This window comes from Alphaproteobacteria bacterium (assembly GCA_019635875.1).
In the GTDB taxonomy this organism is placed as follows: Bacteria; Pseudomonadota; Alphaproteobacteria; order Reyranellales; family Reyranellaceae; genus JAFAZJ01.
Genome location: JAHBYP010000003.1, coordinates 697,817 through 718,787 on the forward strand (window position 1 = coordinate 697,817; position 20,971 = coordinate 718,787).

15 protein-coding genes are annotated in these 20,971 nt (G+C 67.9%); 5 read left to right on the forward strand and 10 right to left on the reverse strand.

All coding sequences use genetic code 11. From position 1 onward, the window contains the following. Positions 1 to 96 precede the first annotated feature (96 nt). Positions 97 to 1,344: an MFS transporter gene (locus KF889_14590; protein MBX3500673.1), complete on the forward strand. Its 1,248-nt coding sequence runs from the start codon at positions 97 to 99 to the stop codon at positions 1,342 to 1,344. Here the strand turns inward: KF889_14590 and KF889_14595 are convergent. Both KF889_14595 and KF889_14600 read right to left on the reverse strand, forming a co-directional pair. Continuing rightward, entirely contained in the window at positions 1,292 to 2,284 is a 993-nt protein-coding gene (locus tag KF889_14595) for a glutathione S-transferase N-terminal domain-containing protein (protein MBX3500674.1), read from the reverse strand. The genes KF889_14590 and KF889_14595 overlap by 53 nt on opposite strands. Further along, on the reverse strand, positions 2,284 to 3,492 hold the full coding sequence (locus KF889_14600; GenBank protein ID MBX3500675.1) for an acyl-CoA dehydrogenase family protein: 1,209 nt from the start codon (positions 3,490 to 3,492) through the stop codon (positions 2,284 to 2,286). The genes KF889_14595 and KF889_14600 overlap by 1 nt, the downstream gene beginning before the upstream one ends. Positions 3,493 to 3,642: 150 nt before the next feature. Between KF889_14600 and KF889_14605 the strand changes: the two genes are divergently transcribed. Continuing rightward, on the forward strand, positions 3,643 to 4,560 hold the full coding sequence (locus tag KF889_14605) for a DUF1194 domain-containing protein (GenBank protein MBX3500676.1): 918 nt from the start codon (positions 3,643 to 3,645) through the stop codon (positions 4,558 to 4,560). A 103-nt stretch (positions 4,561 to 4,663) separates the two neighbouring features. On the opposite strand, the gene KF889_14610 is transcribed toward KF889_14605, so the two are convergent. The 3 genes from KF889_14610 to KF889_14620 form a co-directional block, all read right to left on the reverse strand. Continuing rightward, positions 4,664 to 6,358, reverse strand: a complete 1,695-nt coding sequence (locus KF889_14610; GenBank protein ID MBX3500677.1) for a putative 2-aminoethylphosphonate ABC transporter permease subunit — start codon at positions 6,356 to 6,358, stop codon at positions 4,664 to 4,666. A gap of 137 nt (positions 6,359 to 6,495) precedes the next feature. Continuing rightward, positions 6,496 to 7,569, reverse strand: a complete 1,074-nt coding sequence (locus KF889_14615; protein MBX3500678.1) for a putative 2-aminoethylphosphonate ABC transporter ATP-binding protein — start codon at positions 7,567 to 7,569, stop codon at positions 6,496 to 6,498. Positions 7,570 to 7,589: 20 nt separating this feature from the next. Then, positions 7,590 to 8,612, reverse strand: a complete 1,023-nt coding sequence (locus KF889_14620; protein MBX3500679.1) for a putative 2-aminoethylphosphonate ABC transporter substrate-binding protein — start codon at positions 8,610 to 8,612, stop codon at positions 7,590 to 7,592. 167 nt (positions 8,613 to 8,779) lie between these two features. Between KF889_14620 and KF889_14625 the strand changes: the two genes are divergently transcribed. Both KF889_14625 and KF889_14630 read left to right on the forward strand, forming a co-directional pair. Then, a complete protein-coding gene (locus KF889_14625) occupies positions 8,780 to 10,051 on the forward strand; it encodes an aromatic ring-hydroxylating dioxygenase subunit alpha (GenBank protein ID MBX3500680.1) in 1,272 nt (423 codons plus the stop codon). Positions 10,052 to 10,196: 145 nt separating this feature from the next. Further along, positions 10,197 to 12,617, forward strand: a complete 2,421-nt coding sequence (locus KF889_14630; protein ID MBX3500681.1) for a GcvT family protein — start codon at positions 10,197 to 10,199, stop codon at positions 12,615 to 12,617. Positions 12,618 to 12,624: 7 nt separating this feature from the next. Here the strand turns inward: KF889_14630 and KF889_14635 are convergent, their stop codons facing one another. From KF889_14635 to KF889_14650, 4 genes are all read right to left on the reverse strand, one after another. Further along, positions 12,625 to 13,170 carry a hypothetical protein gene (locus KF889_14635; GenBank protein ID MBX3500682.1) on the reverse strand — a complete coding sequence of 182 codons (546 nt, stop codon included), beginning with the start codon at positions 13,168 to 13,170 and terminating at the stop codon, positions 12,625 to 12,627. A 116-nt stretch (positions 13,171 to 13,286) separates the two neighbouring features. Further along, on the reverse strand, positions 13,287 to 14,753 hold the full coding sequence (phnY, locus tag KF889_14640) for a phosphonoacetaldehyde dehydrogenase (protein ID MBX3500683.1): 1,467 nt from the start codon (positions 14,751 to 14,753) through the stop codon (positions 13,287 to 13,289). A gap of 131 nt (positions 14,754 to 14,884) precedes the next feature. Beyond that, the gene (phnA, locus tag KF889_14645; protein ID MBX3500684.1) at positions 14,885 to 16,147 is read right to left on the reverse strand and encodes a phosphonoacetate hydrolase; all 1,263 of its coding nucleotides are present in this window, start codon (positions 16,145 to 16,147) and stop codon (positions 14,885 to 14,887) included. Between the two features lie 9 nt (positions 16,148 to 16,156). Next, a complete protein-coding gene (locus KF889_14650) occupies positions 16,157 to 17,305 on the reverse strand; it encodes a 2-aminoethylphosphonate--pyruvate transaminase (protein ID MBX3500685.1) in 1,149 nt (382 codons plus the stop codon). Positions 17,306 to 17,401: 96 nt separating this feature from the next. Here KF889_14650 and KF889_14655 point away from each other — a divergent pair, with 96 nt between their 5' ends. Then, entirely contained in the window at positions 17,402 to 18,331 is a 930-nt protein-coding gene (locus KF889_14655) for a LysR family transcriptional regulator (protein MBX3500686.1), read from the forward strand. Between the two features lie 58 nt (positions 18,332 to 18,389). On the opposite strand, the gene KF889_14660 is transcribed toward KF889_14655, so the two are convergent. Next, a complete protein-coding gene (locus KF889_14660; GenBank protein MBX3500687.1) occupies positions 18,390 to 20,852 on the reverse strand; it encodes an FAD-dependent oxidoreductase in 2,463 nt (820 codons plus the stop codon). Positions 20,853 to 20,971: the final 119 nt, after the last annotated feature.

The window sequence follows — 20,971 nt, forward strand, 5'->3', positions numbered from 1 at the left end:
GACAATGACGACGGCGGCGGCCGGCGGCGCGATGCTATAAGCCGCCGCTTCGCGAGCCGCGCCCAGAACGTGGCCGCCGGCTGGAGGAGTGCGCGTATGTCCCCGGCGTCCGGGATCGAGAGCGGCTATGCCTGGCGGCTGGCTCTGGTGTCGATGATCTGCATCGCCGCCAGCGGCGGCTCGGCCTTCCTGCCGATCGTCGCCATGTCGCAGATGGCGCAGGAGTTCGGCGGCCAGCGCCAGGTGCCATCGCTCGCCTACACCCTGGGCTACATCGGCGCCGGCGCCGGTGGCATCATGATGGGCTGGCTCGCCGACAGGTTCGGCCCGCGTCCGCCGCTGCTGCTCGCTGCCGGCTGCGTCGCGCTGGGCGCCTGGCTGGGCGCGCAGGGCGGCCAGGTGACGCTGCTGGCGTCCTACGGCCTGCTGCTGGGCTTCCTCGGCAACGCCGCGACCTTCACGCCGATGCTCAACAACATCCAGGGCTGGTTCGACGCCCGCCGCGGCATCGCCGTGGCCATCGTCTCGGTCGGCCCGGCGGTGGGCGGCTTCGTCTGGCCGCAGATCTATCGCGCCCTGCTGCCCGATTTCGGCTGGCGCGACACGCTGGTGATCTTCGGCCTGATCGCGGCGGTGGTCATGATCCTGGGTGCCCTCTACGTGCGCCCGGCGCCGATGCTGCGCGGCCCCGGCAACGTCGCGGTGCGCGAGAACCTGGCGGCGCTGCCGCTGCCCTCGCCAACGCTCATGGCGCTGTTGTCGGCGGCCTCGTTCTGCTGCTGCCTCGCCATGGCGATGCCGTTCGCGCACATGGTGGCGTTCTGCGGCGATCTCGGCTTCGCCGCCGAGCGCGGCGCCGAGGCGGTGTCGTTGGTGCTGCTGTCGGCGATCGCCAGCACCTTCGTGATGGGCCGGCTGGCCGACAAGATCGGCCCGCTGCCCACCAGCCTGATCTGCTCGGCGATCCAGATCGTGGCGCTGGTCGGCTTCCTGTTCGTTGCCTCGCTGTGGGGCATCTACACGCTGTCGGCGATCCACGGCATCCCGTTCATCGCCATCGTGCAGGGCTATGCGCTCAATCTGCGCGCGCTCTACGGGCCGGGCATCGGCGGCTGGCGCCTGGGCGTGGTGCTGTTCCTCGCCCTGTCGGGCATGGCGGTGGGCGGCTGGCTGGGCGGCGTGATCTTCGACGCCACCGGCTCCTACACCTGGGCCTTCCGGCTGGCACTGCTCGCCAACCTGGTCAACCTCGCGCTGCTGACCATCCTCTTCCTGGCGCAGCGCGGCCGGCCTAGGTCAGCCATGACAGGCAGCGGGCCTGCTCCAGCACCGGATCGAGCCTGACGCGCACCTCGCGCGGCAGGGCCGCCAGCTTCTTGCGCAGCGCGTCGTAACACTTGCCCTGATAGCGGAATGGCGCCTGGCTGTAGCGCCGGCCGAGGATATCGAGCTCGAGCTCGGCCGCCTCTTCGCGCAGCGCCCGCATGTTGGCGGATAGAAACGGCAGGTAGGTCTCGCCGCAATGCCTGAGCAGCCCCAGCAAGGTCTCCGGCAACGGCGCCCTGCCATCGAGCCATTCACCCTCGACGCCGGAGGCGTCGTCGAGCCGCAGCAGCCAGCAATAGACATCCGCCGCGCGCGCCCGCATCTCGGCCATCGGCGTCGGATCGACCGAGAGGATCTGCAGCTGGCCGTACAGGCCGAAATCCGCCAGCGACGGGCGCGAGCCGAACAGGAACGGGATCGCCCGCACGTGGCGATCGAGCGCGTCGAGCACGAAGCGATAGCTGTCCTCGATGATCGGCCGGTTCTGCTCGGTGCAGCCGACCAGCGCCATGCGCCCGACCTGGCGGTCGTTGAACGTCTTCATGCCGGCGCGCCGCGCATCATCAGGCATCACCGGATCGCGCGAGGTGATGATCCAGGTCTGCGCGAAGTCGCGGTCCGCGGCGTAGTACCAACGAAAGTGGAACATCATCTTGGTGAGCCACTCGTCGCCGAAATCCTCGAGCAGGTCGCTGAGATACGCGAGCATCGGGTCATCGGGAACGATCGAGCGTTCCACGCGCTCGCGCTCCAGCGCATAGGCCAGCGGCGTCGAGTCGTTCATCATCCTGCCGTCGGGAAAGCGCAGGACGGGGATCACCGGCGGCAGGCCTGCCGCCACCGCCTCGTCGCGCGGGTTGCCGGTCGCCTTCCAGATGAACGGAATGCGGCGATAGCGCAGGATCGCGCGCATCTTCACCGAGTACGGTGAAGGATTGAAGCCGTATAGGACGTACATCAGAGACCGAGCATCGCCTTGGCGAGGATGTTGCGCTGCACCTCGCTCGAGCCGGCGTAGATCGTCGCCGCGCGGTTGTTGAGGTAGAGCGGCATGGCGGTGAGCGCATAGTCCGGCGTCACCGTCGGCTCGTTGCGGCCCAGCGCGCGGGCCTCGGGCTCGAACGGTGCGGCATAGTGCGCCAGCGCCTCGATGCCGAGCTCGTCGAGCGTCTGCAAGGTCTCCGAGCCGCGCACCTTCATCGCCGAGGAGATCGCGCCGGGGTTCCTGCCCTGGCTGAGGTCGGAAAGCACCTGCAGCTCGATGGTCTCCAGCGCCTGGATCGAGATCTCCATCTCGGCCAGCTTGCGGGCGAACTCGGGCTGGTCGATCAGACGGCCGCCCTTGCCCGCCGCCTCCTCGCGCGCGATGCGGCGCACGTCCTCGATGCGGGCGTAAAGGTTGGGCGTATAGGCCTCGCCGCCGCGCTCGTACTCCAGCAGGTGCTTGGCCACGGTCCAGCCGGCGTTCTCCGGGCCGATCCGGTTGGCCTTGGGCACGCGCACATTGTCGAAGAACACCTGGTTGACCTCGTGGTCGCCGGCCAAGGTGATGATCGGCTTCACGGTCAGCCCGGGCGTGTCCATCGAGTCGATCAGCACGAAGGAGATGCCATCCTGCGGCTTGCCCTCGGCCGAGGTGCGCACCAGGCAGAACATGCGGTTGGCGATGTGCGCGCCGGTGGTCCAGATCTTGGTGCCGTTGATGACGTAGTCGTCGCCGTCGGAATCGGCGCGCGTCTTCAGCGAGGCGAGGTCGGAGCCCGAGCCGGGCTCGGAGTAGCCCTGGCAGAAGACGATGTCGCCGGAAATGATTCCCGGCAGGTACTTGGCATGCTGCTCCGGCGTGCCGAACTTCATCAGCACCGGGCCGACCATGCGCACGCCCATGTTGAAGATGCGCGGCGCATCGGCGGCGGTGGCCTCGCGCGCGTAGATGTAGCGCTGCGTCGCCGTCCAGCCGGGGCCGCCGTATTCCTTCGGCCAGGTCGTCGCCGACCAGCCCTTCCTCGCCAGCTTGCGGTGCCAGCGCATCGATGCCTCGAACTCGGCGAAGACGCCGCCGGTGCGCGCGCCCGCCTCGCGCAGGTCGGGCGTCAGGTTCTCGGCGAAGAACTGACGGACCTCCTGCTGAAAGGCTTGGTCCTCAGGGCTGAGCGACAGGTCCATGGCGTCCTCCCGCGTGTCCGCGGCACGGCGATTGCGTTGTTTGCAAGGCAAGCATGTTCCGCACGGAGGCGCCAGCCGGGCGTCGCACCGCTTCCCACGCCGTTTCGACAGGCGTACGCTTTCCGTCGCGGACCGGAATGGAGGCAGAGAATGGCCGACTCACCCGCCCGACGACGGCCTCTTGCGTGGCTTCTCGCCGCGCTGGTGGCGCTGTCGCTCGCCGGCGGTGTCCCGGCGCTGGCCCAGAGCGCCAAGAGCCACACGCCCGACGGCGAGATCGACCTGGCACTGGCGCTGGCGATCGACGTATCGGGCAGCGTCGATCTCGAGGAAGGCCGCCTGCAGCGCGATGGCTACGTCAAGGCGTTCCGCGATCCGGCGATCCGCCGCGCCATCCTCGGCGGCTACCACGGCCGCATCGCCGTCGCCTACTTCGAATGGTCGGACGCCTGGCGGCAGAACCTGGTGGTCGACTGGACGTTGCTCGACAGCGAGCAGTCGATCGAAGCCTTCACCCACAAGCTCGAGACCCTGCCGATCGCGCGCATGATGCGCACCTCGATCACCGGCGCGATGCGCTACGCCGTGCCGATGTTCGACCGCCTGCGCTGGGTGCCCGAGCGCAAGGTGCTCGACATCTCCGGCGACGGCTCGAACAATGACGGCGGCATGGTGACCCAGGCGCGCGACGACGCCGTCGCGCGCGGCATTACCATCAACGGCCTGCCGATCTTCAACAACCGGCCCAACCCCACCGGCTTCCCCAACGATCCCGACCTCGACCGCTACTACGAGGGCTGCGTCATCGGCGGGCCGCGCTCCTTCATGGTCGTCGCCAACGACTTCCAGAGTTTCGCCGAGGCGATCCGCAAGAAGCTCTTGCAGGAGATCGCCGATGTCGCGCCGGAACCGCGTGCCGGATTGCAGTTCGCGCAGAGCCGCGACAGCGCCATGGGCGTGCGCGATCCGCACGGTCCCGGTCCGGGCGGCCACCGTCGCTATCAGCACGGCTGCGACGTCGGCGAGAAGCGCACCCGCGAATTCTATCGGCGCTACCAGCCGAACTGATTCCCGTCGTCCTGAGCGAAGCGAAGGACCTCGCGGTCGAACGACCGCACGCGACTGTCCGCCATGCCGCGAGGTCCTTCGCTTCGCTCAGGACGAGGGAGTGTCAGCGCCGCCGCCAGCGTTGCAGCTTCGCCAGCAGCGTGCGCTCCAGCAGCAGGTGCAGCAGCCGTGTCGCCAGCGACACCGCGACGATGCACATCGCCATCCCGGCCGCCGCGGCGTTGAAGCCGGACTCGTCCATGCTGATGACGGCGATCGAGGCCAGCTTGGTGTCGGCGCCGTAGAGGAAGATCACCGCCGAGATCGTCGTCATCGCGTTGGCGAAGAGATAGATGAAGATGTCGAGGATCGCCGGCAGGCAGATCGGCACGGTGACGCGCACGAAGGTCACCGGCAGCGGTACCTTCAGGGAAGCCGACACCGCCTCGAACTCGGCGTCGAGCTGCTTGAGCGCCGTGACCGCCGTGATGTGCGCCACGGTGTAGAAGTGGGCGGCGGTGTTGATCACCAGGATCGCCAGCGTGCCGTAGAGGAAGTTCAGCGGGTTCGACGGGTGATTGAAGAAGAAGATGTAGCCCAGGCCCAGCACCAGCCCGGGCACCGCCATCGGCAGGGTGGCGAGAAACTGCACCAGGCCGCGCATGAAGTGGAAGCCGCGGCTCTTCTCCAGCAGCCAGGCGGCGGTGAAGATGGCGACGGCGCCGATCGCGGCGGCCAGCGCCGCCATCTTCAACGACGTCCACAGCGGATCCCAACCGGTGGGATCGAAATTCTCGAAGTCGTAGTTGTCGAGCGTCAGCGAAAGATTGTACGGCCAGCGCTTGATCAGAGAGGCCCAGCCGGCGATGCCGATGATCATCAGGATCAGGCAGGCGACCAGCCAGCAGAAGGCGAACAGCAGCGCGTCGCGACCGCGCTGCCGCCTGGGCGCGTAGGGCACGGCGCGGGCCGACAGCAGCGCCACCTGGCGCTTCTGCGCATAGCGATCGGCGAAGAACGACAGCACGGCCGGGGCCAGCAGGATCAGGCCAACCACCGCGCCCATCTCGAAGTTCTGCTGGCCGATCACCTGCTTGTAGACGTCGGTGGCGAGCACGTTGAACTGCCCGCCGATCACCTTGGCGATGCCGAAATCGGTCAGCACCAGGGTGAAGCAGACGAAGATCGCGCTGATCAGGCCGTAGCGCGCGCCCGGCAGCGTCACGGTCCAGAAGACGCGCCAGCGCGAGGCGCCCAGCGCCTCGGCCGCCTCGTAGAGCCGCTGGTCGGCCATCGACAGCGCCGTGACCAGGATCATCAGCACGTGCGGGAAACAGTAGAAGACCTGCGAGGCGACGATGCCGCCGGCGCCGTAGATCTCGCTGCCGCCCAGCAGATGCTTGAGCATGCCCTGGTTGCCGAACAGGTAGATCATCGACATCGCCGGCAGCAGCGAGGGCGCCAGGATCGGGACCAGCGCCACGGCCTGGAACACCGGCCTGAGCGGCAGCACCGCGCGGGTGAGGGCATAGGCGTAGACGAAGGCCAGCGGCACGACGATCGCCGTGCTCACGACGGCGATGAACAGGCTGTTCCACAGCGACTGCAGCAGCGCCGGCGTCGAGACGTAGCGGATGTAGTTGTCGAACCCGACCCAGGCGCCATCGGCGTTGTGGAAGCTCTTGGACAGCAGCGTCCACAGTGGCGCGGCGACGAACAGCGCCAGCAGGATCAGCGCCACGCCGATGCCGGCGCGCATGACGATGTCGTCGGTCGATGCCTTTGGTCGCACCAGCGCGGCTTCGGCCACCACCGCCATGACCTAGCGCACTTTCCGTCCGAATGGTTCCACTGTCATCCCGAGCGCAGCGAGGGATCCAGGGGAGCTGCCTAGGTCCCTCGCTGCGCTGCAGGGGCCGCGGACGGCCCCGAGGATGACAGTAGGCCGGCTCATCTCTAGCCCGCCGCCTCGCCGGCGAACACGCGCAGCCGGTCGGCGGGCAGCGCGATGTCCAGCGTCTTGCCGACGCCGACGTCGAGGTCGCGCATCAGGTTGATCGAGAAATCCGCCATCAGCGTGACCCCGGGCGTCGCGGCGTGCAAGGTGGCGCGGCAGAACGAGCCCAGGAACTCCAGCTCCGCGATGGTCACCGGGAAGCGGTTGGCCGTGCTTTCGGTGATGCCGCGCACCTGCACGTCCTCGGGCCGCAGGCAGACGCGGATCTCGCCGCCCTGTGGCTGCGCGTGCGTGCAGTCGATCGCCAGCCCGTCGCCCAGCGAGACCCGGCCCGGCCCGGCGACTCGGCCGGACAGGAAGTTCATCGAGCCGACGAAATCGGCGACGAAGGCGCTGGCCGGGCGGCCGTAGATCTCCTGCGGCGTGCCGATCTGGTCGATGCGGCCGTGGTTCATCACCACGATGCGGTCGGCCATGGTCAGCGCCTCTTCCTGGTCGTGCGTCACCATGATCGTGGTGACGCCCAGGCGGCGCTGCAGGCCGCGGATCTCGCCACGCAGGCGCGCGCGCACGCGGGCATCGAGCGCCGACAGCGGCTCGTCGAGCAGGAGAAGCCCGGGTGACGTGGCAAGCGCGCGGGCCAGCGCCACGCGCTGCTGCTGGCCGCCGGAGAGCTGCGCCGGGTACTTGTCGCCCTGCGTCGGCAGGCCGACCAGCGCCAGCAGCTCGTTGACCCGCGCCCTGATCTCGGCGGCGGGCTTGCGCCGGTTCTTCAGGCCGTAGCCGACATTGTCGGCGACGGTGAGGTTGGGAAAGAGCGCATAGGACTGGAAGACGATGCCGAAATCGCGCTCGGCCGGCGGCAGCGCCGAGACGTCGCGGCCGTCCTGCCGGATCGTGCCGCTGGTCTGCGGATCGAGCCCGGCGATGGCCCGCAGCAGGGTCGTCTTGCCGCAGCCCGAAGGGCCGAGGAAGCAGACGAACTCCCCGCGCTCGATCGTCAGCGACACCGCCTCCAGGGCGGTGAACATGCCGAACCTCTTGGTGACGCGGTCGACCTCGAGATACGGCATGTCTGCGAACCGCCGATCGCCTACTTCTTCGGCGCCGACTTGCCGTCGTAGCGCTTGTTCCACTCCGCCAGGATGCGGTCGCGATTGGACGCCATCCAGTCGAGGTCGTTCTTGACCATCGCCTTGTCGGCGTTGGGCGGATAGTTCGGCGGCGCCGCCTTCACCGCCGGATGGGCGACGATGGCGTAGTATTTGCCGTACAGCTCGTTGGCGGCCTGCGAGGCGACCCAGTCCTGCACCAGCTTGGCGGCGGCGACGTTCGGGCGGCCCTTGACGATGCCCGAGACCTCCATCTCCCAGCCCGCGCCTTCGCTGGGCAGGATCAGGTCGATCGGCGCGCCGGCCGTCTTCTCGCGCGCGCCGCGCATGTCGAAGCCGATGCCCAGGATGCGCTCGCCCTTGGCGGCCTGCACGCAGGGCGCCGAGCCGGAGTGGGTATAGACAGCGACGTTCTTGTGGACCTCGTCCATGAACTTCCAGCCGGCCTCCTCACCCATCAGCTGCAGCCAGGCGGCGATGGTCAGGTAGCCGGTGCCCGACGAGGCCGGGTTGGGCATGACGATCGAGCCGACATAGGCCGGGTTGGCCAGGTCCTTCCACGACACCGGCTTGGGCAGGTTCTTCTTGCCGGCCTCGACGGTGTTGAAGCAGACCACCGAGAGATAGGCGTCCATGCCGATCCAGGTCTCGGCCGGCTTGGCGCCGCTGCGGAAGACCGGCTTCAGCGCGTCGGCGCCCTTGGGCGTGTAGGGTTCGAGCAAGCCCTGCTTGGCGAAGGCGGCCATGCTCGAGCCCGAGAGGCCGAGCACCATGTCGGCCTGCGGGTTGGCCTTCTCGGCCAGGAAGCGCGCCGTGATGATGCCGGTGGAATCACGCACCCAGGAGATCTCGACCGTCGGCACGGCCTTCTCGATGGTGTCCTTGAAGATCTTGAGCTGGTCGTTCTCCAGCGCCGTGTAGGCGGTGAGCTTGACCTTCTGGGCCAGTGCCGTCCCGCCTGCCATCACGGCGACAGCCGCCAGCGCGGCGAGACCGCCACGCATCAGTTTGTCCATCATCGTTCTGCCCCCTCTGCCCGCACCGTCGCGGCGTCGCATTTGAAGTCCGCGACGGTTTCGGATTTATTACATCGCAGATGCCCGGTCCTGACAACCGCAACCCTGCACGATAGATGTGACCGGCCGAAGAACCCGCGCGAGGACGAACCCCGATGTCTACCGCCCGCCCCAGCGGATACCGCTTCGACCAGGAGCGGATCGCCGGGCTGATCGCGGCCTACCGCCATGGCGGGCCGCTGCCGCGCGACTTCTACATCGACGCCGAGGTGTTTCAGGCCGACATGGACCGCATCTGGTCGCGCTACTGGCTCTATGCCGGTCACGCCTGCATGCTGCCCAACCCGGGCGACTGGATGACGTGGAAGATTGGCCTGGATTCGATCGTAATTGTGCGCGGACGCGACGGCCAGATCCGCGCGTTCCACAACACCTGCCGTCACCGCGGCGCACGCTTCTGCAATGGCGAGACCGGCAATGCGCGCGGCTTCCGCTGCCCCTACCACGGCTGGGCCTACGACCTGGAGGGCAGGCTCACCACGCGCACCATGGCCGAGTTCGGCGTCTCCGAGGCGACGCTCGGCCTCCACCCGGTGCGCCTGCGCGACACCGCCGGCATCCTGTGGATCAACCTCTCGGATGATCCCGTGCCGTTCGAGCGCGCACACGAGGACCTCGCCAGCCGGCTGAAGCACCAGGGGCTGTACGACGCCAAGGTCGCGGTCGAGCGCCGCTACACGGTGAAGGCCAACTGGAAGCTGGTCTTCGAGAACAATCGCGAGTGCCTGCACTGCCCGGTCGCCCATCCCGAGTACGTCAAGGGCACCTATGACGTTGCACGAATCATGCCCGGGCTGGCCGAGGACGTGGTGAAGCAGACCGAGCTGGCCAATGCCCGCTTCCGCGCCCTGGGCATCGACACCGGCGACGCCTTCTCCAACATGACCGGCGGCTTCTGGCGCGCCCACCGCACGCCGCTGATGGAGGGCTGGAAGACGCAGAGCCTCGACGGCACGCCGGTGGCGCCGCTGATGGGCCACTTCCGCGAGCGCAACACGTGGAGCGACGGCACCCTGCGCACCACGGTGTTCCCGAACTTCTGGCAGCACGCCAGCGACGACCACGCGGTTTCGACGCGCATCACACCGGTCGACGCCACGACCTGCGAGATCGTGGTCTGGTGGTTCGTGCACAAGGACGCGGTCGAAGGCCGCGACTACGACCCGGCGAAGCTGACGCCGTTCTGGGAACGCACGTCGGAGCAGGACTGGTTCATCTGCGAGGCCAACCAGGCCGGCGTCACCTCGCCGCGCTACGTGCCCGGCCCCTACTCTCGCACGCAGGAAGCCAACGTGCAGCACTTCGTCGACTGGTACCTCGGCGAGATGAGCGGCCATGGAGCACCTCGGCAGCAGGCGGCAGAATGAGCCTGCGTCTTTCTCCCTCTCCCCGCGAGCGGGGAGAGGGTTGGGGTGAGGGGCTGCATCAGGTGACGCACCGCCGCCCTGCGCAACTTCAAACGACCCCTCACCCCAACCCTCTCCCCGCTCGCGGGGAGAGGGAGCATGAGCCATGACCAGCATTCCGACGCAGGCGCGCATCGTCATCATTGGTGCCGGCGCCGTCGGCTGCTCGATCGCCTATCACCTGGCGCAGATGGGCGAGCGCGATGTGCTCGTCGTCGAGAAGAGCGGCATCACCCACGGCTCGACCTGGCATGCCGCCGGCCTCGTCGGCCAGCTGCGCTCCAAGCGCAACCTCACGCGCATGATGCAGCAATCCGTCGAGCTCTACGGCTCGATGGAAAAGCAGCTCGGCTACGGCATCGACTGGCACCCGGTGGGCTCGCTGCGGCTCGCCTCGTCGAAGGATCGCTGGAGCGAGATCAAGCGCACTGCCAGCACCGCGCGCAGCTTCGGCTTCGAACTGCATCTGATGTCGGCCAGCGAGGCCAAGCAGATCTTCCCCTACATCTCGACCGAAGGCGTCGAGGGCGCAGCGTTCATCCCCTCCGACGGCTACATCGATCCCAGCAGCCTGACGCAGGGCATGGCACGGCTGGCGCGGCAGGGCGGCGTCAAGATCGTAGAAGGGGTGCGCGTCACCGACATCATGGTCAAGGACGGCCGCGCCACCGCGGTGGTCACCGACCACGGCACCATCGCCTGCGACACGCTGGTCAACGCCGCCGGCATCTGGGCGCGCGATGTGGCCAAGATGATGGGCGTGCGCATGCCGGTGGCCGCCGTCGAGCACCAGTACATGGTGACCGAGAAGCTGCCCGACCTGCCGAAGACGCTGACCTCGCTGCGCGACCCCGACAACAATTTCTATCTCAAGCCCGAGGTCGGCGGCTTTGCCATCGGCGGCTGGGAGTCCAACACGCGGCCATTCGGCGAGCGCGGTGTGCCGTTCGATTTCGGCCGCGAGCTGTTCCAGGGCAACTACGACCGCTTCGAGGCGATCGCCACGCCGGCCGCCGAGCGCCTGCCGCTGCTCAACGATCTCGGTGTGCGCCAGCTGATCAACGGGCCGATCCCGATCACGCCCGACGGCGAGCCGATCCTCGGCAAGGCGCCGGAGCTCGACAACGTCTTTGTCGCCGGCGGCTTCACGTCAGGCATCGCCGGCGCCGGCGGCGCGGGCAAGCAGCTCGCGCAATGGATCGTCGAGGGCGCCTCGGAGTTCGATCTGTGGAGCTTCGACGTTCAGCGCTTCGGCCCGCACCATGTCGGCGCCAGGTACCTGCACGAGCGCGCGGTCGAGGCCTATCACCGGTACTACCTGATCCACTGGCCGGGCGAGGAGATGAACACCGGCCGCGGCGGCCGCCGCTCGCCGCTCTACGGCGTGCTCGACCAGGCCGGCGCCGTGTTCGGCTCGCGCTTCGGCTGGGAGCGGCCTAACTGGTTCGCCACCAACGGCGATGCGCGCGTCGATCATCCGTCCTTCGAGGGCAAGCCGAGCTGGTTCGCCGCCGTCGGCCGCGAATGCCGCGCCATCCGCGAGCATGTCGCGCTGATCGACCAGAGCTCGTTCTCCAAGTTCGAGCTCGCCGGCCCCGGCGCCGCGTCGTTCCTGCAACGCCTTGCCGCCGGCAACGTCGACAAGCCGGTGGGCGCGCTGATCTACACCCAGCTGTGCAACGAGAAGGGCGGCATCGAGGCCGACCTCACCTTCATGCGCGTCGCGGAGGACCGCTACTACGTCGTCACCGGCAGCGCCTTCGGCATCCACGACGCCTCCTGGATCCGCCGCCACATGCCGGCCGACGGTTCGGTCACGTTGACCGACGTCACCAACGCCTGGGCGGTGATCAACTGCTGCGGCCCCAGGAGCCGCGCCCTGCTCGAACGCCTCGCCGACGCCGACGTCTCGAACACCGCCCTGCCCTACATGGCGATGCGCGAGATTCGTCTCGGCTATGCCCCCTGCCGCGTCGCGCGGGTGACTTATGTCGGCGAGCTCGGCTACGAGCTGCACATCCCGGTCGAATACGCCGCGCATGTCTACGACCTGCTGTGGCGCGAGGGCCAGGATTTGGGTGTCGTCAACGCCGGCTACCGCGCGATCGAATCCTGCCGGCTGGAGAAGCGCTACCTCTACTGGGGCAGCGACATCGGCCCGGATTACACGCCGTGGGAGGCCGGCCTCGGCTTCGCCGTGGCGATGAAGAAGGGCGACTTCATCGGCCGTGCTGCGCTCGAGAATCACCGGACGAACGGCGTCAACCGCAAGCTCTGCGTCTTCCTGCTCGACGGCGACAAGCCGGTCTATGGCAGCGAGGCGATCCTGCGCGACGGCAAGGTCGTGGGCGTCACGTCGAGCGCCGGCTACGGCCACACCGTGGGCAAATGGATCGCCTTCGGCTACCTGCCCTCAGCCGAAACCACGCACGCCGACTACGAGATCGAAGCCTTCACGCAGCGCGTGCCCGCCAAGCGTATCGACGGCTCCGCCTACGATCCCGAGCGCAGGAAAATACTCGCGTAGCTTCTCTCTATCTCTTCTCGATCGGGTATCTGACCGTCAGGAACAGCACACTGCGTGGATTGAGTGCGCCAAGCTCGCCGTCCATCGGCGTGACCTCGAGGCTGACGATCCAACGATATGGGAGTTCGAGAGAGGACGCGGCGCCTGGCGACTCGGGCTCCCAGACGCTTCGAAACTCCAAAACATCAGGATAGGCACCATAGGTTTGAGCGATATGCCTCGTTGGAACCCCGATCCTGTCATTGACGTACTTGGCAAATTGCTCGACCTGCGATCGGCTGAGAACTGAATACGCGAGTATGATGAGGGATACGGACTCGCGACCGCGGTCTGAATCGAACTTCAACGTCATCGAGACCTCTGCCCCAGGCAGTACCTCGCTCTTTCTGTCCTCTACATTCACATCTGTCGTGCTGACCCCAGAGACCACTCGTCGCTCCACCGCACCCGGTCGATCGAGGAGCTTGGGATCGAGAGCCTCAAAAGCAGCACCGAGCCATACTCCCTCAATTCGCATGGCCTCCACGCGCTTCAACAGGGCGCTGGTCGACATCTGACCCGCGGCCGGCCATGCAATGAAGGCCACCAAGCAAAAAACTGGTCCGACGAACTTGATCCCCAGGGATCTGAAGGTGTTCAAGCACATGGTCCAAGCCCCGTTGTAGGCGCTCAAATCGCCCAAGGCAGCGAGTAGGTCTTCACGTTGGTGAAGCTCTTCATCGCTTCGAGCACGCCTTCCTTGTAGCCAAGCCCGGAATCCTTGATGCCGCCGAAGGGCGACATCTCGATGCGGTAGCCGGGGACCTCCCAGATGTTGACCGTGCCGACGCTGAGCTCGTTGACGAAGCGCGTGATGTAGTCGAGGCGGTTGGTGCAGACGCCCGACGACAGGCCGTAGGCGGTCGAGTTCGAGACGCGGATGGCGTCGTTGATGTCCTTGACGCGGATCATCGGGATCGCCGGGCCGAAGGTCTCCTCGCGCACCAACTCGCAATCGTAAGGGACTCGGTCGACGACGGTGGGCGGGAACAGCGCGCCCTTGCGATCGTTGCCGTGCAGCAGTTTGGCGCCCTTGGACACCGCGTCCGTCACGCGGTTCTGGAACAGCGTCGCGGAGCGCTCGTTGATTACCGTGCCGACATCGGTGGCGGGATCCATCGGGTCGCCGGCGCGCAGCTTCTTGGTTTTCGCCAGGACGAGCGCGGCGAACTCCTCGGCGATCTTCTCGACGACGAGGATGCGCTTGACCGCCGTGCAGCGCTGGCCGGAGTTCTTGGTCGCGCCCTGCACCGCCAGCTCGGCCGCCTTGTCGAGGTCGGCGTCCTCCATGACGATCAGCGGGTCGTTGCCGCCCAGCTCGAGCACGATGCGCTTGTAGCCGGCCTTCTCGGCGATGCATTTGCCGACGCGCACGGAGCCGGTGAAGGTGATCAGGTCGATGCGCGGATCGGTGATCATCGCGTCGCCGATGTCGGCCGGGCCGCCGGTGACGACCGACAGCATCTGCGGCGGCAGGCCGGCCTCGTAGAGCGTGTCGGCCAGCATCAGCGCGGTGAGCGGCGTCTGCTCGGTGGGCTTAAGCACCACGCAGTTGTTGGTGGCGATCGCCGGCGCCAGCTTGTGCGCCACCATGTTCAGCGGGTGGTTGAACGGCGTGATGGCCGAGATGGCGTTGAGCGGCTCGCGCAGGGTGAAGATCTTGCGCTGCTTGCCATGCGGGGTGAGGTCGCAGGAGAAGGTCTGCGAATCGTCGATGATGCAGAGCTGGCCGGCGAGCGAGAACACGTCGAAGGCGCGGCCGACCTCGTACAGCGAATCCTTCAGGCAGAGCCCGCTCTCCGACGTGATCAGCCGCGCGATCTCGTCCTTGCGCGCCACCAGAAGCTCGGCGGTCTTCATCAGGATCTTCTGGCGGTCGTAGCGGCTGAGCTTCGGCTTGTAGTCGTGCGCGATCTGGAACGCCTCGGCGACCTGCGCCGGGTTGGCGCGCGGCACCGTGCCGACGACGCTGTTGTTCCAGGGATTGAACACCTCGAGCGCGGCCTCGCCGTCGACCCGCCTGCCGGCGATGCGCATGCTTTCGCGCAGGCCGGTGACGGGCGCCTGGATGCCGCCGAGCTTCGCCTGGACGTTCATGGTTCTTCTCCACTCAAGCCTTTGGTCCGGCGGGGAGACTCGCTCCGCCTGTCATCCTGAGCGTAGCGAAGGATCTCGCGGTGGCTGACCGCCATAGCCCTGGATCCTTCGCTTCGCTCAGGATGACGGAGTTAGGCGACCAAATTCAGCGCCAGGTCGAAGGCGTCGAAGTTGCGCCAGCGTTGCGTCGGGCCGGCGCCGAGCTTGCGGTTGCAGATCAGCGGCACGCCCTGCTCCGACACGCCGCCATGGCTGCGCAGCGGCTCGGTCAGGCCGGAGAGGTCGTGGCGCGACGCGCTGGTGCCCAGCACCTTGTGGCGGTTCGACACGACGATGATGTCGCCCAGACGATCGGCCGGCAGCTCGAAGCGCTGGGCGGCGTCTTCGCGGCTCAGCGCCGATTCGATGCCTTCGGTGGCGCGCAGCTTCGCCATCACAACGTCGGCGTTGGCCTCGCGCGGCAGGTAGATCACCGCGAACGAGCCCAGCGCGCCGTGGTGCACGACGTAGGGATCGGTGATCGGCAGGATCACGCGCGCCTTCGCCTCGCCCAGCCAGCCGTCGAGCAGGTCCTGCAGGTAAACCACGTCGGGCTGGCCCGCCCTGTCGTGCTTGGCGTTCATGCCGTGATCGGCGGTCAGCACGATGGTGCAGCCCATGGCGTCGAGCTCGTTCAGGTAGCCGTCCATCATGGCGTAGAAGGCGTTGGCCACCTTCGTGCCCGGCGCGTGCTTGTGCTGGATGTAGTCGGTGGTCGACAGATACATCAGGTCGGGCCGGTCGCGGCGCATCAGCTCGACGCCGGCGGCGAAGACGAACTCGCTCAGTCCGGCGCTGTAGACGTCGGGCACGGGCATGCCGACCAGCGACAGCACGTTGTCGATGCCGTTGGTCGCGACGCTCGCCTGGTCGGCCTTCTCGGAGGAGAAGCTGCAGGCCTTGCCCGGCGCGAGCTCCAGCCCCTTGCCGAGCAGGCCACGCAGTTTGTCCTTGGCGGTTATCACCGCGATGCGGCAGCCGGCGCGCTGGAAGGCAGGGAACAGCGTCTCGACGCGCAGGAATTTCGGATCGTTCATCATCACCTCGTTCCCGCTCTCGGGATCGAGGAAGTAGTTGCCGCTGATGCCGTGCACCGCGGGCGGACGGCCGGTAACGATCGAGAGGTTGTTGGGGTTGGTGAAGCTCGGCACGACGCAATCGGCGAGCAGGCTGGTGCCCTCGCGCAGGATGCGCGCGAACCATGGCGCCATGCCCGCCTCGACCGCGCGCTCGATATAGCCGGGCTCGGAGCCGTCGACACAGACCACGACGGTGGGTCGCTGCGGCCGGCGGTAGGTGCGGCCGTTGACCGTGATGGTCGTGGTGCCGCCAGCGGTGAGCGAGTCGGGTGCCATGTCTGTCTCCTACTCCGCCGCCAGCGCCGGGCCGCCGTTGCTCACGCGCATCTCGTCCAGGACCTCGCGCACCGCAGCCAGCGCGCCGTTCATGTGCTCGGCGTTCAGGCGGCCAATGCAGCCCATGCGGAACGACTCCGCCACCGTGAGCTTGCCGGGATAGATCACATAGCCGCGATCCTTCAGCCCGTCATAGAAACGCTGGAAGACGAAGCGCGGGTCGGTCGGCATGTGGAAGGTGACGATGATCGGCGCCTGCAGCGCGTCGGGCAGCAGGGTGCGGAAGCCCATGCCGCGCATGCCCTCGATCAGGATCCTGGCATTGCTGCGATAGCGCCCGCCGCGGCCGGCGACGCCGCCCTCCGCCGCGTGCTCCTCGATCGCCTTGCCCAGCGCCACGATGACGTGGATTGGCGGCGTGAAGCGGTACTGCCCGGTCCTGGCGAAACCCTCGGCCTGGTCGTGCAGGTCGAGCACCAGGGTCGTGGCGTTGCCCTTGCACGCAGCCAACGCATCCTTGCGGCAGACGACGAAGCCGAGGCCCGGCACGCCTTCGAGACACTTGTTCGACGAAGCTGCCAGCGCGTCGTACTGGACCGTTCGCGCGTCGATCTCGATCGCACCGAAGGCGCTCATCGAATCGACCAGCAGGCGGCGGCCCTGCCGCGCGACCAACGCTGCGGTCTCGCCGATCGGATTGAGGATGCCCGACGTCGTCTCGCAATGGACGGCGAAGACGTGGGTGATCGCCGTGTCGCCGGCCAGCAGCGTCTCGATCGCGGCGAGATCGGGCGGCGTGTCCTCGGGCGTCTCGTGGGTGACGACGGCGCGGCCGGCGATCTCGGCGATCTTTTTCGCCCGCTGGCCATAGGCGCCGTTGATCAGCAACAGCAGCTTGCCCGTCTTCGGCACGAAGGTCGTGATCATCGCCTCGACGGCGAAGGTGCCGCTGCCCTGCACCGGCACGGTGACATGCGTGCCCTCGGCGCCGGCGAGCTGCACGATGCTGTCGAGGACCATCCTGTTGATGCGGATGAACTCGGCGTCGCGCGAGCCCCAGTCGTGCACCATCGCCTGCTTCACCGCGGCCGAGGTGGTGAGCGGACCGGGGGTCAGCAGCAGGGGATCGCCGGTTTCGGAAGCGCCGCGCGGGGCCATGGAGGTCCTCTCGACTGTCTCGGGGACAGGATGGCGGCGTGACATCTATCGGTCCATTATATATTTTATATCCATCCCATAGGATGGCTAGATAGATTGAACTTCACCCAGCTGCGCGCCTTCCACCTCGTGGCCGATGCCGGCGGCTACTCGCCCGCCGCCCGCGCCCAGCGCATCAGCCAGCCCACCCTGTCGGCGCAGGTGCGCGGCCTCGAAAGCGAGTCCGGCGTGGCGCTGTTCCGCCGCGTCGGCCGGCGCGTCGAGCTCACCGAGGCCGGCCGCCGACTGCACGACGTTGCCCGCCGGCTTTTCGCGGTCTACGACGAGGCCGCCGCGACCATCGCCGGCGGCGCGGCGCTGGCGGGCGGGCATCTGCGCGTCGGCGCCGACTCGGCCTATCACGTCATGCCGGCGCTGGCGGAGATCCGTCGCACGCGACCGGGCTTCACCTTCGCGCTGCGCATCGGCAACTCCGACGCGGTGCTGCGCCAGGTGCTCGACCACGAGACCGATGTCGGCGTGATGGCGCGGCCGACCTCCGATCCGCGCCTGGTCTGCCGCCGAATCCGCAAGGATCGTCTGATCCTCTTCGTGCCGCGCCGCCATGCCTGGGCGCGGCTGCGGCGGGTCGAACTCTCGCGGCTCTCGGCGCAGGACCTCGTGCTGCGCGAGCGCGGCTCGATCACCCGCGAGGTCTTCGAGCAGCGCCTCGCCGAGGCCGACGTGCGGCCGGGCGTGCTGGTCGAGGTCGAGAGCCGCGAGGGCGTGCGCGAGGCGGTGGCCGCGGGCTTCGGCATCGGCGTGGTGTTCGAAAGCGAGTTCGGCGCCGACGCCCGCTTCCGCGCCCTCGACATCGCCGGCGCCGACATGGAGGTCGGCGAGTTCGCGGTCTGCCTCGCCGAGCGGCGGCGCCTCGATCCGGTGCGCCAGTTCTTCGAGATCGCCGAACAATCTTCCTTCCCCCGGAGGGGGAAGGTGCCCGAAGGGCGGAAGGGGGATGTCGAAGACGGACAGCGGAGTCGTTGATGCATCCCCCATCCGTCGCTTCGCGCCACCTTCCCCCTCCGGGGGAAGGGAAGCACAACTACATGCGCGTGCGTTTGCCGTCGGGGTCGTACGGCGCCTTCAGGGAGACCGTGCAGGCGCAGCGGTCGCCGGCGATGTCGACTTCCCACGTGCCCGATGACAGAAACGCCGCATCGACCGGCTGGCCGTTGTTGTGCGCGTAGCCCAGCAGCGCGGTGCGGCCCAAGGTGTGGCCGTAGGCGGCCGACGTCGTCTCGCCGGCCGGCTTGCCATCGCGCAGCAGCAGCTCGCCGCTTTGCGCGATTGGTCCGCCATCGGCCAGCGTAATCGACACGCAGCGGCGTGACAGCGGCTTGCCGCGCAGGCCGCGCAGCGCCTCCTGGCCGATGAACGGCGTCGCCTTGTCGAGCTTCACCGCGAAGCCCAGCCCCGCCTCGTACGGTGTGTGCTCGGGCGTCAGCTCGCGGCCCCAGGCGCGGTAACCCTTCTCCAACCGCAGCGATTCGATCGTGTAGTAGCCGGCGTCGATCAGGCCCAGCGCCTCGCCCGCCTCGCGCAGGGTGTCGTAGACCGAGGCCGCCATCTCGACCGGCGTGTAGAGCTCCCAGCCCAACTCGCCGACATAGGTGCGACGAACCGCCAGCACCGTCGCCAGCCCAACGTCGATGTCTCGGCAGGTGCCGAAGGGGAAGCCGGCATCGCTGAGATCGGCGCGGCTGACGCGCGTCAGCAGATCGCGCGCCTTCGGGCCCATCACCGAGATCACCGCCCAGGCGCCGGTGACGTCGGTGAGAACCGCGTGCGCGTCCTCGGGCATGTGCTTGACCAGCCAGTCGGCGTCGCGCGTCGTCTGCGACGAGCCGGTCACCAGCATGAAGCGGTCGCGCGCCAGGCGCTGCACCGTGAGATCGGACTCGAAGCCGCCGCGCACGTTGAGCACGCCCGTGTAGACGGACGTGCCGACCGGCACGGCCATGTCGTTGGCGCAGAGATGCTGCAGCGCCGCCTCGGCGTCGCGGCCCTGCAGCAGCAGCTTGGAGAATGAGCTCTGGTCGAAGATCGCCACGCCCTCGCGCGCCGCGCGATGCTCGCGGGCGTTTGATGCGAACCAGTTCTGCCGCGCCCAGCCGTAATCCAGCGAAGTCGACTGTCCATCGACAGCGAACCAGTTGGGCCGCTCCCAACCCATCTTCGAGCCGAACGAGGCGCCCCTCGCCTTCAGCCGGTCGTAGAGCGGCGAGCGGCGCAGCGGACGTGCCGTCTCGAGCTCGCGGTTGGGCCACGGCATCTTGTAGTGCAGCCCCAGCACCTCGGCGACGCGTGCCTTGAGCCACTGCTCGTTGGCGTTGAAGCGCGCGAAGCGGCGGATGTCGACCGGCCACAGATCGAGCGTCGGATCGCCGTTGACGATCCACTCCGCCAGCGCCTTGCCGGCGCCGCCGGCGCTGGCGATGCCCATCGAGTTGAAGCCAGCGGCGACGAAGAAGCTCTTCAGCTCCGGCGCCTCGCCCAGGATGTAGTTGTTGTCGGCGGTGAAGCTCTCGGGCCCGTTGATGAAGCGCTTGGTGCCGGTCTTCTCCAGCGCGGGCACGCGGATCAGCGCGTTCTCCATCAGGATCTGGAACTGGTCCCAGTCGTCGGGCAGCAGCTGGAACTCGAACGGCTCGGGAATGTCGAAGGCCTGCGCCCACGGCTTGGCCTCGGGCTCGAAGCCGCCCATCAAGAGGCCGCCGACCTCTTCCTTGAAGTAGATGTAGCCATCGGGATCGCGCAGGCAGGGCAGGTCCGGCTGCACGCCTGCGACGCGCTCGGTGACGATGTACATGTGCTCGCAGGAGAACAGCGGCACGGTGACGCCGACCGCGCGGCCGATCTCGCGCGCCCATTGCCCGCCGCAGTTCACGACCACGTCGGCAACGATGTCGCCCTTGTCGGTCGACACGCCCGTGGCGCGGCCGTCCTTGACATGGACCCTGGTGACCTTGGTCTGCTCGAAGATGCGCGCGCCGCCGCGCCGCGCGCCGCGCGCCAGCGCCTGGGTGATGTCGGCGGGATTGGCCTTGCCGTCGCCCGGCAGCCAGGCGGCGCCGACCAGATCGTCGGTGCGCATGATGGGATAGAGCTTGCCGGCTTCCGCCGGCGTCAGCAGATCGCAGGTCACGTTCTGCGCCTTGGCCATCGCCGCGACGCGCTTGAGCAAGGTCATGCGCTCCGGCGTGCGCGCCACGGTGAGGCTGCCGCATTGCTTCCAGCCGGTGGCCAGCCCGGTCTCCTCCTCGAGCCGCGCATAGAGATCGGTCGAGTAGCGGATCAACCGCGTCATGCTGGGATGGGTGCGCAGCTGGCCGACGAGACCGGCGGCGTGCCAGGTCGTGCCGCTCGACAGCCGGCCCTTCTCGATCAGCACGACGTCTTTCCAGCCGAGCTGCGTGAGGTGATAGGCCACCGAGCAGCCGACGATGCCGCCACCGATGACGACGACGCGCGCCTGTGTCGGGAACGCGGGAGGGGTGTCGGTCATGGACATCCAACTTTACCTTCCCCCGGAGGGAGGAGGTGGCGCGCGCAGCGCGACGGATGGGGGATGTCAAAGACGAACGCAGGAGGCCGTCTTCGACATCCCCCTTCCGCCCTTCGGGC